This window comes from Bradyrhizobium sp. P3_C3 (assembly GCF_056402655.1).
In genome coordinates, this window is the sequence record NZ_JBFUGY010000015.1 from 1 (window position 1) to 15,670 (window position 15,670).

At 65.2% G+C, this 15,670-nt stretch carries 14 protein-coding genes; 3 read left to right on the plus strand and 11 right to left on the minus strand.

From position 1 onward, the window contains the following. Nucleotides 1-359: 359 nt before the first annotated feature. From AC1DW2_RS18795 to AC1DW2_RS18805, 3 genes are read right to left on the minus strand one after another with little or no spacing between them, the layout of a single operon-like run. Nucleotides 360-1,571, minus strand: a complete 1,212-nt coding sequence (locus AC1DW2_RS18795) for an ABC transporter substrate-binding protein (protein ID WP_477006901.1) — start codon at nt 1,569-1,571, stop codon at nt 360-362. A gap of 51 nt (nt 1,572-1,622) precedes the next feature. Further along, complete coding sequence (locus AC1DW2_RS18800) at nt 1,623-1,946, minus strand: 2Fe-2S iron-sulfur cluster-binding protein (protein WP_477006902.1); 324 nt, start codon at nt 1,944-1,946, stop codon at nt 1,623-1,625. A gap of 12 nt (nt 1,947-1,958) precedes the next feature. Next, nucleotides 1,959-3,167, minus strand: a complete 1,209-nt coding sequence (locus tag AC1DW2_RS18805; protein ID WP_477006903.1) for a cytochrome P450 — start codon at nt 3,165-3,167, stop codon at nt 1,959-1,961. A gap of 83 nt (nt 3,168-3,250) precedes the next feature. On the opposite strand from AC1DW2_RS18805, the gene AC1DW2_RS18810 reads away from it, so the two are divergent. After that, complete coding sequence (locus AC1DW2_RS18810; RefSeq protein ID WP_477006904.1) at nt 3,251-3,757, plus strand: MarR family winged helix-turn-helix transcriptional regulator; 507 nt, start codon at nt 3,251-3,253, stop codon at nt 3,755-3,757. Nucleotides 3,758-4,104: 347 nt separating this feature from the next. Here the strand turns inward: AC1DW2_RS18810 and AC1DW2_RS18815 are convergent, their stop codons facing one another. Next, nucleotides 4,105-5,955, minus strand: a complete 1,851-nt coding sequence (locus AC1DW2_RS18815) for a feruloyl-CoA synthase (protein ID WP_477006905.1) — start codon at nt 5,953-5,955, stop codon at nt 4,105-4,107. Nucleotides 5,956-6,103: 148 nt separating this feature from the next. Between AC1DW2_RS18815 and AC1DW2_RS18820 the strand changes: the two genes are divergently transcribed. Together AC1DW2_RS18820 and atzF are read left to right on the plus strand one after the other, a co-directional pair. Continuing rightward, on the plus strand, nt 6,104-6,610 hold the full coding sequence (locus tag AC1DW2_RS18820; protein WP_477006906.1) for a MarR family winged helix-turn-helix transcriptional regulator: 507 nt from the start codon (nt 6,104-6,106) through the stop codon (nt 6,608-6,610). A gap of 192 nt (nt 6,611-6,802) precedes the next feature. Then, entirely contained in the window at nt 6,803-8,608 is a 1,806-nt protein-coding gene (gene atzF / locus AC1DW2_RS18825) for an allophanate hydrolase (RefSeq protein ID WP_477006907.1), read from the plus strand. A 111-nt stretch (nt 8,609-8,719) separates the two neighbouring features. Here atzF and AC1DW2_RS18830 read toward each other — a convergent pair whose 3' ends face one another. From AC1DW2_RS18830 to AC1DW2_RS18860, 7 genes are all read right to left on the minus strand, one after another. Continuing rightward, complete coding sequence (locus tag AC1DW2_RS18830) at nt 8,720-9,442, minus strand: GntR family transcriptional regulator (protein ID WP_477006908.1); 723 nt, start codon at nt 9,440-9,442, stop codon at nt 8,720-8,722. A 4-nt stretch (nt 9,443-9,446) separates the two neighbouring features. Continuing rightward, a complete protein-coding gene (gene hpxZ / locus AC1DW2_RS18835; RefSeq protein ID WP_014491241.1) occupies nt 9,447-9,839 on the minus strand; it encodes an oxalurate catabolism protein HpxZ in 393 nt (130 codons plus the stop codon). 12 nt (nt 9,840-9,851) lie between these two features. After that, nucleotides 9,852-11,246: an AtzE family amidohydrolase gene (locus AC1DW2_RS18840; RefSeq protein WP_477006909.1), complete on the minus strand. Its 1,395-nt coding sequence runs from the start codon at nt 11,244-11,246 to the stop codon at nt 9,852-9,854. Between the two features lie 7 nt (nt 11,247-11,253). Then, on the minus strand, nt 11,254-11,433 hold the full coding sequence (locus tag AC1DW2_RS18845; protein WP_028148078.1) for a DUF4089 domain-containing protein: 180 nt from the start codon (nt 11,431-11,433) through the stop codon (nt 11,254-11,256). 30 nt (nt 11,434-11,463) lie between these two features. Then, nucleotides 11,464-13,194 (minus strand): dipeptide ABC transporter ATP-binding protein, encoded by a 1,731-nt coding sequence (locus AC1DW2_RS18850; RefSeq protein WP_477006910.1) that lies wholly within the window; start codon nt 13,192-13,194, stop codon nt 11,464-11,466. A 286-nt stretch (nt 13,195-13,480) separates the two neighbouring features. Further along, nucleotides 13,481-14,380 carry an ABC transporter permease gene (locus tag AC1DW2_RS18855; protein WP_477006911.1) on the minus strand — a complete coding sequence of 300 codons (900 nt, stop codon included), beginning with the start codon at nt 14,378-14,380 and terminating at the stop codon, nt 13,481-13,483. A 3-nt stretch (nt 14,381-14,383) separates the two neighbouring features. Next, nucleotides 14,384-15,397: an ABC transporter permease gene (locus AC1DW2_RS18860; RefSeq protein WP_354118959.1), complete on the minus strand. Its 1,014-nt coding sequence runs from the start codon at nt 15,395-15,397 to the stop codon at nt 14,384-14,386. Nucleotides 15,398-15,670: the final 273 nt, after the last annotated feature.

The following is a 15,670-nucleotide window of genomic DNA, read 5'->3' on the forward strand; positions in this document are numbered from 1 at the left end:
ATGAACTGCAACGTCAAGACGGTCCTTCGATACGTCGATACCAACCGCGATGATATCCATGGTCACCCTTCCTTGCCTAATCGGGCTTCGCACTTTGCGGCCCAGGCGACTGTTCGGGTTCAATGGACTAACGGACGGGGCACCTCTCTCACCCACGGCCTGCAACGACCTGGGGGTTTGCGGGCTCCCGTCCGTCACCGCAACGTCTACAATAGCAGACCTGCGGCGCTTCGACTTACAAGGGGTTCTCTCCACTCGCACGACCATTCGTGAGGAGAGAGACCCCTCACCCGGCTTCGCTTCGCGAAGCTACCCTCTCCCACAAGGGGCGAGGGTGCAGCAGCGCTCGTAGCCATCTTTTACTTCACCAACTCGCACCCGCCCTCCGCGAGTGGCCTAAACGCCTGGTCCGCGGGGATCGTCGAGACCAGCTTGTAATAGTCGTACGGATATTTCGACTCCTCCGGTTTTTTGACCTCGAACAGATACATGGGATGCACGACGCGGCCGTCCTGGCGGATCGTGGTGTCGCCGAACAGCTTGTCCTTACCCCTAAACTTCTTCATCTCGGGCACGGCGTCCTTCGCATTGTCGCTGCCGGTCGCGGCGACTGCGTTCAGATAAGCGAGCGTCGAGGCATAGACGCCGGCCTGGTTGCCGCTCGGCATCTTGCCGTTCATGCCGGGCCGCGCCGCAAATCGCTTGGCGAAGGCGCGGGTATCGTCGTTCATGTCCCAATAAAAGGCTTCCATGAGCTGGAGGCCCTGGGCGACCTTGATGCCCATGCCATGGACGTCGTTGATGAAGAGCAGGAACGCGACGAGCTTCTGCCCGCCTTGCTGGATGCCGAACTCGGCAGCCTGCTTCACCGCGTTGATGGTGTCGCCGCCGGCATTGGCGAGGCCGATCACCTGCGCTTTCGAGCCCTGCGCCTGCAACAGGAAGGAGGCGAAATCGGAGGTGCCGAGCGGATGTTTCGAGGAGCCGAGCACCTTGCCGCCGTGCGCCTCGATGTATTTCTGCGCCTCCGCCTCGATGCCCTTGCCGAGCGCATAGTCGACCGTGAGGAAATACCAGTCCTTGCCGCCGCGCGCCATCATCGCAGCCGCGGTGGTGTTGCCGGTCGCCCAGGCATCGTTGACCCATTGGATCGTATTGGGCGAGCAGGCCTTGCCGGTGAGATCCGAGCTTGCGGTCGACGACGCCAGGAAAGTCATGCGGCTGTCGCGCAGCAGCGTGTTGATGGAGAGGCCGACGGCCGAATTCGGCACGTCGACGATGGCATCGACGCCCTCGACATCGAGCCATTTGCGCGCGATGGCGTTGCCCACATCCGCCTTGTTCTGGTGGTCGGCATAGACGATCTCGACCTTGATGCCCTTGCCGCCGCCGTTGAAATCCTCCGCGGCCATGCGCGCGGCCTCGACCGAGCCCATGCCGTTGGTGTCTTGGAAGATGCCCGAGATGTCGTTGAGCACGCCGACGCGCACGACATTGTCGGAGATCTCGGCGCTTGCCGCGCCGCTTACCAGGCTCGCCGCCAGCGCAAGCGTCCATTTCAGGTGTTTCATCGTTCCCTCCCCTTTGTGTGTCGCGCCGGTCACCGCCGGCACGTTCTGGAATCAGACCTGCCGTTCCGGCAATCTCAGCACCAGCCCGTCGAGCGCGGGCGTAATCATGATCTGGCAGGCCAGCCGGCTGTTTGGCAGCCGCTCGGCGGCGGTGCCGTCGAGCAGCGCGTCTTCGTCATCAGCCATCGCGGGTAGGCTCGCGAGCCAGGCTGCGTCGATATAGACGTGGCAGGTCGCACACATGGCATTGCCACCGCACTCGGCCAGGATGCCGTCGAGACCATGGCGGGTCGCGGCCTGCATGGCGCTTTCGTCGCCTGAAGTTTCGACACGATCGGACTTGCCGTCGGCATGGATGAAAGTGATGGCGGGCATCAAGGCTCCTCGTCAGGCCGGGATGATGGTGACCGGCAGGCTGTCGAGCCCGCGCAGCGTGTTGTTGAAGCGGCGTTTCGGCTCGCCCGTGATCTCGATCTTCGCGATACGCCGCGCCAGCGCCGTCAGCATCACTTCGCCTTCGAGGCGCGCGACGAGCTGGCCGACGCACATGTGGATGCCGGAGCCGAAGCCGACATGGCCGGACGAGCGGCGCGTGATGTCGTAGCTGTCGGGCTTGTCCCAGCGGCGCGGATCGCGATTGGCGGCGGCAAGGAACATCAGCACCTTCTCACCTTCGCCGATCGTCGCGCCTGACAGCTCGACCTCACGTGTGGTGGTGCGGAAGAAGGTCTGCACCGGGCTTTCGAAACGAACCGCTTCCTCGAAGGCGCTACGCGCGAGCGTGAGATCGCCGCGCAGGCGCTGCCATTGTTCGGGGAAGCGCGCGAGGCAATAGACGGCCGCGCCGATGCCGTTGACAGTGGTGTCGAGACCGGCCGACAGCAGCGAGCGCACCAGCAGTGGCGCTTCGGTGGCCGTGATCGCGCCMTCGTCGACCTGGGCATGAATGCAGGCGCCGAAGCCGCCGGGCGCAAGGTTCTCGCGCTGGCACTGCTCGGCAACATAGGCTTGATGGGGCGTCGAACGCGCAATCGCCTCCCGGCGCAGCTCGTTGGGCGGCCCGAATGCGTTGAACACGACGCTCGCGTAGGGAATCAGATGCTCGCGCCCCTCGGATTTCAGCCCGAGCGCATCCGGGAAGATCGAGAGCGGATAGGCCTCGGCGAGGTCGGCGATCGCGTCGAAGCTGCGCCTTTCTATCAGCGCGTCCACCCGCTCATCGGCCGCCGCGGCAAAGCGGTCGCGCACCTGCTTCATCACGGTCGGCGACAGCACCTTTGAGAGCACGGCGCGGGTCCGCGTATGCGCGGGCGGATCGGTCTCGAGGATCAGGCTCGGCGGCCGCCACGGCGTCTCCTTCTTGAAATCGGAGAGGCCGACGCCGCGGCTGGAGCAGAACGTCGCGGGATCGTTCAGCACGGCGTGGACCTCGGCATAGCGTGCCACGCCGTAGACGTTCCACTTGTCGAGATAGACGACCGGACCTGCCTCCCGCAGCAGCTCGTGCGTGGGATAGGGGTCGGCGAAAAAATTCATGTCGAAGGGATCGACGTCGAGATGCGGGACGCCTGATACGGCGGAGCCAGGTGCGCTCATTGAAGTCCTCCCTCATTTTGATCTTGTGAAAGGGCCGCGCTTGCCCTTAGGTCTTCGGACACGCCGCGAGACAAAAGATCGATATGCCGCCGTCTTCGACCAGAGCCCGCCAAAGGCCCGCACCCGCCGAAACCGGGCCGACGCTCGATCTCGACCGTTACGTCCCGGCTTTCATCACCTTCATCGCCAACAAGCTCTCGAACAGCGCTACCGCGTTCTACCAGCGAGAGTTTGGCGTCAACGTCACGGAATGGCGGATCATGTCGCTGCTGGCGATCGAGCCCGGCATTCCGGCCTCGCGGATCTGCCACGTCATTGGCTTCGACAAGGGGCCGGTGAGCCGGACGCTTGCCGGCCTCGAGAAGCGCGGACTGGTCTCGATTCGAACCGACCCGAACGACGGCCGCACCCATTCGATCTCGCTGACGGCGAAGGGCCGCGCCACCCATGACAAGGTGATCGTCGCGGCGTTCGAGCGCGAGCGGCGGCTGTTGTCCTGCCTGAACAAAGACGAGCGCGAGGTGCTGATCGATCTGCTGCGCCGGCTGCACGAAAATCTCGACGCAGTGACCGGCAGCACCACCAGTTGACGCGCGCGCGAAGCGCGCGGCATCGCCGACTTCAGGCATACGCCGGCATTTGCCCGCGGCACCCTCTCTGCCGAGCATCGTTTCCTCCAGGATCGGGCGCAGCGGTTCCCCCGCCGTCATCCTTGTCTGGAACGGTTCGCACAAATTAGTTGCTTAAGCAACAAAATAATCATGCAGGATATTGCGGCAGAATGGCTGGCTTAGTTGGCGGCAGCTCTATCCCCGTCATTGCGAGCGCAGCGACGCAATCCAGAGCCCCTCCGGGGAAAGATTCTGGATTGCTTCGCTGCGCTCGCAATGACGATGTGGAGAGAGCGTGGCCTCACTCTGACTTGATCTGCCAGTGGCTACAGACCGATCCACTCACCCGACGCATCATCATGCACCCGCGCCACCGCATCGGCCCGCCGCGTCAGCACGGCGCGCTGGTTGATGTAACCCTTGTCGGTGATCTCGCCGCCGTCAACCGACGGCGGCTCGGCGAGCAGCAGCGCGCGCGTCGCGTGGCCGGAGGAGTTGGTGCCCTGCTGCTTCAGCTTCGCCAGGCCCTGCGCGATCGAAGTCCTGACCTTGTCATGCGCGAGCACATCGTTCACGCCTGCCGTCTCGGGCAAGCCGGCATGGGCACGGCAAGCAGCCATGTTCGGGAAGACCAGGAAGCGCACCTCGTCGCCGCCATGGCCGGTAACGACGATGTCCTGCGCCAGCGGCGCGAGTGCCGCGATGCCGGCGACGCGCAGCGTGCCGACACTGACCCAGGTGCCGGAGTTGAGCTTGAAGTCTTCCGCAACACGACCATCGAAGAACAACCCGCGCTCAGGCCGTTCCGCATCGGCAAGCTTCACGGCATCGCCAATGAGATAAAAGCCCTCGTCGTCGAAAGCCTGCTTCGTCAGCTCCGGCGCCTTCCAGTAGCCCGGCGTGACGTTGGGGCCGCGCACCCGCACCTCGAGCTTGTCGCCGGACGTGACGAGCTTCAGTTCCGTCCCGGGAATGGGCACGCCGATATTGCCCGAGCGCTCCGCGAGAAAATGACAGTCGGTCGCGAGCGGTGACGTCTCGGTCGAGCCCCAGGCCGACACCATCGGCAGCGGACGACCAACAGTCTCCACCGAAAGCTGTTCGAGCGCGTCCCAGAGGTTCTGCGGCAGCGCGGCGCCGGCATAGAAGGCGAATTTCACCTCGCCGAAGAAGCGGCGGCGCAGCTCCTCGTCGCCGCGCAGCGCTGCGATCAGCATGTCGAAGCCGCGCGGCACGTTGAAATAGACCGTCGGCATCACGCTTTTCAGATTGGCGAGCGACGTCGCAAAGAGACCAGGCGCGGGCTTGCCGCCGTCGATATAGAGCGAGCCGCCGTTGCGCAGCACGAGATTGAAATTGTGGTTGGCGCCGAACGTGTGGCTCCAGGGCAGCCAATCGAGGATCACGAGATCGCCGCGGCCCGGTTCGAGAAACGTCCAGGTCTGCGCCTTGGCCTGCTGGCTCGAGGTCAGCATGCGCTGCGTATTGATGACGGCTTTCGGCGTGCCGGTCGAGCCCGAGGTGAACAGGAATTTTGCGATCGTGTCCGGTGTCACCGCGGCGAAGGCTTTTGCGACGTCGCCCGTTTCGGGCGTCGCCGCGATGTCACGGAAGGCCAGCGCATCGGCATCGCCAGCATTGCCACTGATGATCTGCGCCTTGTGCAGCGGCTCGATCGCCGCGAGCGCGGCAGCGAATGGCTTGGTTGCAGAGACATAGATCGCGCCCGGCTCGAGCAGCGCGATCATGCTCTTAAGCTTGTCGAAATCTTTCGACATCAGCGAATAGGCCGGCGAGATCGCGGCCGAGGGCACGCCGACATGCTGGGCCGCAAGCGCGAGCAGCGCGTGGTCGATGCTGTTGTCGGAGAGGATGACGACGGGACGCTCGGCGCTGAGCTCTTGCGCCAAAATCCAGCTCGCCGCTGCGCGTACCCGCCGCAGGGCGCCCGCGTAGGTCATGGTGGCCCAGGGCGTGTCGGCGCTGTCACGCTCGGCGAGGAAGATCGTGTCAGGCGTCTGCCGCGCAAAATGCTCCAGCCAGTCGCCGATGCAGCGGGCGCTGTCGCGCAAGGGTTCTGGCGAGCGCAGCACGATGCTGCCGTCGGGGCGATGCTCGGCGACGGTCTTGGGTGTTGCGAACAGGCTCGAAGCGTCACCGCGTGCGGCGGTTGTCATGGTTTCCTCCTCGCCCGTATCAGGGATCGGCTACAGCCTCGTTCCGGGCCGCTTTGGCCATATTGTTGGGTACGACAATTGTTGTCGTCAACAACAATCTTCCGTAGGGGCGTTCGAGGCGCTAAGGTTGCACGGCAGGAGAGATCACGTGACAGCCAGCGCAGCCCGAACTGAGCCCCGCCCCTCCCCACGCAAACGTGCCGGCAACGGCGCGGCGCGGCCGAACGACGCGGACGAGATCGGCCTCGACGCGCTGGTCGGGCACGCCGGTTATGCGGTGCGTCGCTTCCAGATCTGGATCTTTCAGGACTTCATCAAGACGCTCGGCGCGGTCGACATCAAGCCGACGCAGTATTCCGTGCTGACGGTCATCGGCGCCAATCCGGGCCTCTCCCAGATGGCGGTGGCGAAGCGTCTTGGCATCGAGCGCGCCCGGCTGGTGCATCTGCTCGACAGCCTCGAACAGCGCAGGCTGGTGAAGCGGGTCAAGTCGAAGGCGGACCGCCGCTCCCATGCGCTGCACCTCACCGCAACGGGGGAGACGGCGCTTGCCAAATTCAAGCGCCTCGCTGCCGAACACGAGCGGCATGTCGTGGAGAAGATCGGCAGGGAGAACCGGGAGCGGCTGCTCCAGATCCTGGCCGGCTTCACCTGATCGAGACTGCCCAACATTTACGCAAATGCCCGTATCAGGGCGCTGGAACGACGGCCCATCAGTCCTCGAAATATCCGACAAGCCACTGATCCCTCGATAATATCCGAGACATTGCGCCTGCCCGGATTGTGTACACAATGGCACATCGCTTGCTTCAATCCGGGTAAGACCTGTTGCCGGAGTTTTGTCACCATGGGGGCTGAGCAGCCTGAAACGATCGCCGCGATTGTGGCCGCGCATCGCGCGGGCACGATCACGCCTGCGCAGACCGTCGCACGAACCTATCAGCGCAACCGCGATCACAACGATCCCGCAATCTTCATCAGCCTGCGCGACGAGAAGGACGCGATCGCGGAAGCCGAGAAGCTTGCCGCAAGAGATGCCACCAGCCTGCCGCTCTACGGCGTGCCGGTCGCGGTCAAGGACAATATCGACGCGCTGGGATTTCCGACCACCGCAGCCTGCCCGGCCTTCTCGTATACGCCGACGCATGATTCGACCGCGGTGGAACGCCTGCGCGCGGCCGGCGCGATCATCATCGGCAAGACCAATCTCGACCAGTTCGCAACCGGCCTCGTCGGCGTGCGCTCGCCTTATGGCATCCCCAAAAATTCGATCCGCGAGGATCTCATTCCCGGCGGATCGAGCTCGGGCTCGGCGGTCGCGGTCGGTGCCGGACTCGTGCCGCTCTCGCTGGGCACGGACACCGCCGGCAGCGGCCGGGTGCCGGCGATGCTCAACAACATCGTCGGCCTGAAGCCGAGCCTCGGCATGATCTCGAATGCGGGCCTAGTGCCGGCCTGCCGCACGCTCGACTGCATCTCGGTATTCGCTCTGACCGTCGACGACGCCGCGCTGGCGCTCGCCGTGATGGCGGGTCCAGACCAAGCCGATCCGTTCTCGCGTGACCGGCCGCTGGGCGCGATCACGCCGTTCCCCGCGAATTTGCGCCTTGGCGTGCCCCGCAACGGGCAGCTGATCTTCTTCGGCGACAGGAAGGCGGAAGCCGCTTACGGCGATGCGCTGAAGCGCTGGACTGCGCTCGGCGCTAAGCTGGTCGAGTTCGACCTCGAGCCGTTCTACGAGACGGCGCGGCTGCTCTATGAGGGGCCGTGGGTCGCCGAGCGCTATCTCGTGATCAAAGATCTACTGGCATCCGCGCCTGATTCGATTCATCCGGTGACGCGCGAGATCACCGTCGCCGGCGCGCGGCTGACCGCTGCGGAAACCTTCTCTGCGCTCTACCGTTTGCAGGGCCTGCGCAAGATCGCCGAGCGCACCTTTGCGAGCATCGACGCGCTGGTGCTGCCGACGGCGCCGACGGCGTACACGACGGCGCAGGTGCTGGCCAATCCGATCGAGCTCAACAGCCGGCTCGGCACCTACACCAATTTCGTCAATCTGCTCGATCTCTGTGGTCTTGCGGTGCCCGCGTCGATGCGCGCGGATGGCATTCCGTTCGGCATCACGCTGCTCGCGCCCCCGGGGCGCGATGCGCTGCTTGCGAGCATCGGCCGTGCATTCCATGCGGATACGAAGCTGACCGTCGGCGCGAAGGGTGTGGCGCAGGCCCCGTTGGCGCCGCTTGCCGCAAGCAGCAGCGACGAGATTCCGATCGCAGTGGTCGGCGCGCATCTCTCCGGTATGGCGCTGAACGGCGAATTGACGGCGCTCAACGGAAAGCTGGTCGAGGCGACCAGGACAGCGCCGGACTACAAGCTCTACGCACTCAAGACGACGCCCCCGAAGCCGGGCATGTTGCGCGTCGAGGCTGGCACGGGCGCGGCGATCGAGCTGGAGATCTGGTCGTTGTCGTCGTCGGCATTCGGCAAGTTCGTGAATGCGATTCCAGCACCGATGGCAATCGGCACAATCAGGCTTGCGGACGGCCGCAGCGTGAAAGGGTTTCTCGTCGAGCCGGAGGTGCTGGGCGGGGCGCGAGACATCACGGCGTATGGCGGCTGGCGGAAGTTTATGGCGGAAGCTGCGAAGGCGTAGCTGCCGTAGGGTGGGCAAAGCGTAGCGTGCCCACCAACAGCATTAGTTAGGAAAGATGGTGGGCACGGCGCTTTGCGCCTTTGCCCACCCTACGGTACCGCGTTTGCCGCCCTACACCGACACCGCGTAAATCTCATACTCTCCGCGCACCAGCTCGATATGCGCGCGCATGGCGGCGGCGGCGCCCTGCTTGTCGCCGCGCATGATCGCGACGACGACGCGGTCGTGCTCGGCTTGCGACTTTGCCAATCGGCCGAGGTTGCGGAACTGGGCGCGGCGGAACGGTTGCACGCGGACGCGCGTCGCCAGCGTGATCTCGGCGATGTAGCCGTTCTGCGATCCCGCATAGATCGCATTGTGGAAGCGCTCGTTGACCTCGTGGAAGCGATCGGGATTGCCGGCGTAGCTGAGCACGCGCAGCTCTTCGTGGATGGCTTCGAGACCGTGGCGCTCGGCAGCGGACATGCGCTCGGCGGCAAGGCCCGCGCACAGCGCCTCGAGCTCCGCCATCGCCTCGAACATGCTTTTCAGCCGCTCGACCGAAGGCTGCGCCACCACCGCGCCACGATGGGCGCGCGATTCGACGAGGCCGCTCGCCACCAGCTGGCGCAACGCCTCGCGGACCGGCGTGCGCGAGACGCTGAAGCGCCGCGCGATGTCGGTTTCATCAAGCGGCGCGCCCGGGGCCAGGGTTCCGCGTACGATCTCGTCGGCGAGTTGAAGCCGCAGCTCCTCGGCGCGCGTGATCTTGTGCACGCTGGGCTGCGCCCGGTCGACGCGCGGCACCACCGGCTCGGCCGGCAATGTTTCGGGCGGAAGATCGTCAAGCGTCATACGGTCAGGTCTCTTTCGACTCGTCGATGATGCTGACATGGGCGGCGACGACGCGCCAGCCCTCCGGGAAGCGAATCCAGGTCTGCATCTGCCGGCCGACCTTGCCGGGAGCCGTGTCGCGATAGAACAGGGTGGAGGCCACGGCCGTGTCGCGGCCATAGCTGGTGATCACGGTCTTCGCGGTACGGCGGTTGAGGCCGACCGGCGAGCGCCCGGCGCGGAAGCCAGAGATCGCCTCATAGCCGTAGAGGTTCTCGCCGATGCCGTAGCGCAGCGTGCGGGGATCGTTGCGGAAGAGCTCGCCGAGCACGGCGACGTCGTTGGTGATCAGGGCCTGCTCATAGCGCTCGAACGCGGCCTTCACTTCCGCGATCACCTCGGGGAGATCAATCTCCATTTTAAATCCCTCTCAAAGTCCCCTTGGCGACGGCGCGGAGACCACGCCCATCTTCTCCAATGCGTGCGCCACGCGCAGCGCGATGTCCTCGCGCCAGGGCGCGGCGATGATCTGCACGCCGATCGGCAACGGCTCGAGCGGCACCGGCACGGCGACCACCGGCAATCCGATGAACGAGATCGGCTGGGTGTGGATGCCGATATTGGCGCGAACCGGCAACTCGACGCCGTCGAGCGTGAAATTCACCTGGCCGAGCTTCGGCGCGGTGCAGGGCGTGGCCGGTGCAATCAGCACGTCGACGGATTTGAAGATCTCGGCGAGCTGCGCGCGATACCAGCGGCGGAATTTTTGCGCGCGGTCGACCAGCGGCGCCGGCACCATCGCGCCGGCGATCAGCCGATCGCGCACGGCGGGATCGAAATCGTTCGGGCGCTTGCGCAGGCGATCGAGATGCAGCGAGGCGCCTTCGGTGGTGGTGATGACATAGGCCGCCGCGCGGGCGCGCGAGGCTTCGGGCACGTCAACGATCTTCGTCGCGCCGAGCGCCTTGGCGACGCGGCTGACGGCTTCGACGGCCTCGGGAAACACGTTGTTCTGAAAGTGTCCGCCGGCAATCGCGATGCGCAGGTCCGACACCGGATTGGCGAGCAGCGGCAGCGTCGGCTCCAGACCGCGCGTGATGCAGGCGGCATCATCTGCATCCACCCCCTGCATCGCGTCATAGGCGAGCGCGAGATCGGTCGCCGAGCGCGCGAACGGGCCGAGATGATCGAGGCTCGCGACGAACGGGAACGAGCGCGCCCGCGACAGCCGGCCATAGGTCGGCTTCAAACCAAAGATGCCGCAGAAGGAGGACGGCACGCGGATCGAACCATTGGTGTCCGAGCCGAGCGCGATCGGCACCAGCGCGCCGCCAACGGCGCTGCCCGAACCACCGGAGGAGCCGCCGGTCATCCGGGTCGTGTCATGCGGATTGCGCGAGGGACCGTCATGGACGTTCTCGCCGGTGAAGTCATAGGCATATTCGCCCATGTTGAGCGCGCCGACGAGCACGGCACCGGCGGCTTCCATCCGCTCGATCAGCGTGGCATCGCGTTTCGCCGGCGCAAGATCGCGGTTGATCTTCGAGCCCGCGCGTGTCGAGAGGCCGGCAACGTCGAACAGGTTCTTCACCGCGAAGGGAACACCGGCGAGCGGGCCGACCTCCTTGCCGGCAGCAATGTCGGCATCAACAGCACGCGCCTTCGCACGGGCGCGATCGGCGGTGACGTCGGTGAAGGAATTGAGGACACCATCGTGCTGCTTGATGCGCGCAAGCGCAGCTTCGGTGGCATCGAGTGCCGACATCTTGCCGCCGGCCACAGCCTTGGCGATGTCCGCAGCCGTCATCTCTGGCTTGGTGGTCATGGCGGGATCAGACCGTGAAGATCGGCGCCGGCTCGGTCTCGTCCGGCAGCGCGAATTCGTCGACCAGTCGGCCAAGCCGGAGCGAGACTTCGAGATTGGCGCGCACCGCCGGCCTCCAGGCCTCCTCGACCGGCAGCGCCAGCGCTTTCGATACGGCGTCGATATAGTCGTCCAGCGGCTCGGCCATCACGCTCCCAAACAATCTCTCAGTGCACTCTTAGTGGACCTGCAACGGCGGATGCGGGATCGCCGTCAACAGCTCCTTGGTATAGTCGTCCTGCGGATCGCTGAGGACTTTTTCGGAAGAGCCCTCTTCGACGATTCGACCTGTCCGCATGACAATGACACGATCGCACAACAAGCGCACTACGTTCAAATCATGCGAGACGAACAGATAACTCATACCTAGCCGCGCCTTCAGGTCCTGAAGCAGATTGAGGACCACGGCCTGGACCGAGACGTCGAGCGCCGCGGTCGGCTCGTCCAGGATGACGAGTTTTGGATGAAGCGCGATGGCGCGCGCGATGCCGACGCGGGCCTTCTGGCCGCCGGACAGCTGGTGCGGAAACCGATCCAGCAGATTGTGCGGCAGCCCGACCATGGTGGCCAGCTCCTCGCAGCGCGTTCGCAGCGCATCGCGGCCCCTGATGTCGCCGAGCTGCATGATGGGGTCGGCGATGGCGCGGGCGGCGGTGAAACGCGGGTTGAGGCTGTCGGTCGGGTCCTGGAACACCATCTGGATGCGGCTGCGCTGCGGCAGCCGGGCGAAGGAGGCAGGCGCGATGGCGCCGATGTCCTCGCCGTCGAACTGGATCAGGCCCGAGGTCTGGTCGAGGAGACGCATCACCATCATCGACGTGGTCGATTTGCCGCAACCGGATTCGCCGACGAGGCCGACGCTCTCACCATGGCCGATGGAGAGGCTGATGCCGTCGACGGCGCGGAACACGTCGGGCTCCACGGGCGGTTTGCGGCCGAACAGTTTTCCGAGCGTGGCCGTGGCACCCTGGCGGGGATATTCCTTGACGAGCTTTTCGATGAGGAGGAGGGGCTTTTGGCTCTCCGTGCCTGCTGCGGCGGTCGGGGCGGATGCTGGGCTCGCGGCCGCGGCGGCCGCGCCCTCCTCCTCCGGCAACAGATCCCGCAAGCTCACCCCGAGCCGCGGCGTCGCACGCATTAGCTTCTTGGTGTAGGGGTGCTGCGGGTTCGCAAAAATGTCGGCGGCATTGGCGGTCTCGACGACCCGGCCCTTCTCCATCACGACGACGCGGTCACAATAGGCAGCCGCAAGGCCGAGATCGTGCGTGATCAGAATCGTCGACATCGCCTTGCGCTTGGTCAGCTCGACGATCAGGTCCATCACCGCCTTCTGGGTGGTGACGTCGAGACCCGTCGTCGGCTCGTCCGCGATCAGGAGCTGCGGATTGCAGGCGAGCGCAAGCGCGATGACGACGCGCTGGCACATGCCGCCTGACAGCTCGAACGGATAGGCGTGGTAGCGCTCGCGCGGGCGCGCGATCTTGACCTGCTCCAGCGCCTCGATCGCTTTCTCGCCGTGATCGGCGACCTGAGCCTGCTGCACATGGGTGCGCAAGACGTCCTCGATCTGGTCGCCCACTTTGCGGATCGGGTTGAGTGCCGCGCGCGGGTTCTGGAAGATCATCGAGACTTCGCGGCCGCGCAGATCGCGCATCTGGTCTTCGCTGGCCGCCTTCACGTCGATGCCGGAGAACATCACCGAGCCTTCGGCGATCCGCCCGGCGCGATCGAGGATGCGCATCACTGCATAGGACGTCACCGACTTGCCGGAGCCGGACTCGCCGACGATGGCGAGCGTCTCGCCCTTGGCGACGGAAATGTTGACGTGCTGCACCGCTTTGACGATGCCGCGGCGGGTGGTGAATTCGACCGTGAGGTCCTGGACGTCGAGCAGGGGCTGGGCGGTCATGAGGGCCTCCCGATCAAAAATGTCGAAATCAACCCCATGCACAGTAGAACGGGGTTGGAATCATTGGGGAATTTCAGCTCTGAATTTGAGGGTGAGGCATCGCTCCCTCCCCCCTTGCGGGGGAGGGTTGGGGAGAGGGGTGGCCACGGGAGAGCTCGGAGTTTGTGGCTACCCCTCTCCCTGCCCTCGAGAGCGAGCTTCGGACCCCGCAAGGGGGGAGGGAATGAGAGAGCGGTGCTCTCTTCACTTCCAAGCGTTGCGCTTCTCGTCCCGCACTCGACAATCATCACGTCCTCCGCTGCGGGTCGACGATGTCGCGGAGGCCGTCGCCGAGGAGGTTGAAGCAGAACACGGCGATCATCAGAGCAAGGCCGGGGAATAGCGCGATCCACCATTCGCCCGACACCATGAAGCCCGCGCCTTCCGCGACCATGATGCCCCATTCGGCGGTCGGCGGGCGGACGCCGAGGCCGATGAAGGAGAGGCCTGCGGCATTGAGGATAGCGTAGCCCATGGTCAGCGACATCTGCACGATCATGATCGGCATGATGTTCGGCAAAATGTGCACCAGCAGGATGCGGAATTCGCCGTTGCCGGAGAGCCGCGCGGCCTGCACGAAGCCGGCATTGCGGCGGACATTGGCCTCGGCGCGCGCGACGCGGGCATAGAGCGGGAAGTTCACGATGGCCGTGGCCAGGATGATGTTCTGCACGGTGTTGCCGAGCGCTGCGACGATGCCCATCGCGAGCACGAACAGCGGGAACGCCATGATGGTATCGGCGATGCGGCCGACGATGCGGTCGGTCCAGCCGCCGAAATAGCCCGCCGCGATACCGGCGAGGCCGCCCATCAGGAACACCAGCACGACGGAGGCGACCGCGATGAAGGTATCAAGCCGCGTCGCCACGATGACGCGGCTGAAGATGTCGCGGCCGAGCTGGTCGGTGCCGAACCAATGCGCCATCGACGGCGGCTTCAGCGCCGCCGCCGTATCGGAAGCGAGTGGATCATACGGCACCACATAGGGACCGAAGATCGCGGCAATAAGGATCACGATCAGCAGCGCGAAGGCGAAACCCGTGACCTTGTTCTCGCCGATAACGTAGCGGGTCTGTTCGAGGATCGCGACGAGCCCTGATGTCCGCGCGGGACCGACGGGTTCAACAGCAGGCGCAACGGAGCTCATGATTTAGCCCTCCAACCTGACACGCGGATCGATCACGCCGTAGAGGATGTCGATCACGAGATTGAGCAGCACGTACATGACCGCCATGGTCAGCACAAAGCCCTGCACCGGCGCGAAGTCGGACGAGATCAGCGCTTCCACCGCATAGGAGCCGATGCCGGGCCAGGCGAACACTTTTTCCACCAGCACGTTGGCCCCGAGCAGGAACGAGAACACCATGCTGAGCGTGGTGATCACGGGGAGCATCGCATTGCGGAACGCGTAGGTGATGATGACGGTCGACGGCGACAGGCCGCTGGCGCGMGCCGTACGCACGAACTCCGACGACAACACCGCCAGCATCGAGGCGCGCGTCATGCGCGCGATCGGCGCCAGCGAGAAGATCGCCAGCGTCGTCGCCGGCAGGATGAGCTGGCTCAGCGCCGAGCGGAACGCCTCGAAGTCGCGCGCGATCAGCGTGTCGATCAGATAGAAGCCGGTGATGGTCGGCGGCGCGCTGTAGAACACGTCGAGACGGCCGAGCGGCGCCGGCGACCAGCCGAGCCGGAAATAGAAGACGTAGACCAGCACGAGGCCGGTGAAGAACACGGGTAACGACACGCCCGCCGTCGTCGTGACACGGCAGAGATGGTCGACCCATGATCCCGGTCGCGTCGCCGCCAGCACGCCGAGCGGAATGGCGATCACGACCGAAACGATGAGGCCGAGCAGCGTGAGCTCGGCGGAAGCCGGCAGGCGATTGCGGATCTCGGCCGCCACCGGCTGTCCCGTGGTGAGCGAGTTACCGAAATCGCCGTGGGCGAGATCGTTGGTGTAGCGGAAAAACTGCTCGATCAGCGGCCGGTCGAGGCCGAGCTTCTTGCGGATCTGCTCGACGGCTTCCTTGGTCGCTGCGGGACCGGCGAAGTAGGCGGCGGGATCACCGGGCAACGCGCGCGTCAGCAGGAAGGTGACGATGACGACCCCGATCAGCGAGGGAATCGCGAACATCAGGCGCTTGCCGATCATGGTCAGCATGGAAAGACGCTCCTGGATGACGGACGAATCTCGCTAGCGGACAAGAGCGTTGCCCCGCGCTCCGCTGCGTTCCCTCCCCCCTTGCGGGGGAGGGCTAGGGAGAGGGGTGGCCCCGGGAGAGGTCTGAGTTCGCGGCTACCCCTCTCCCCGACCCTCCCCCGCAAGGGGGGAGGGAGCGAGAGAGCGGTGGCCGCCTCACGCGATGAAGAACTTGCACCGCGAGGATCAGAGAGACAAACACATGCCGATGCGTCGCCGACGATCAGCATGACG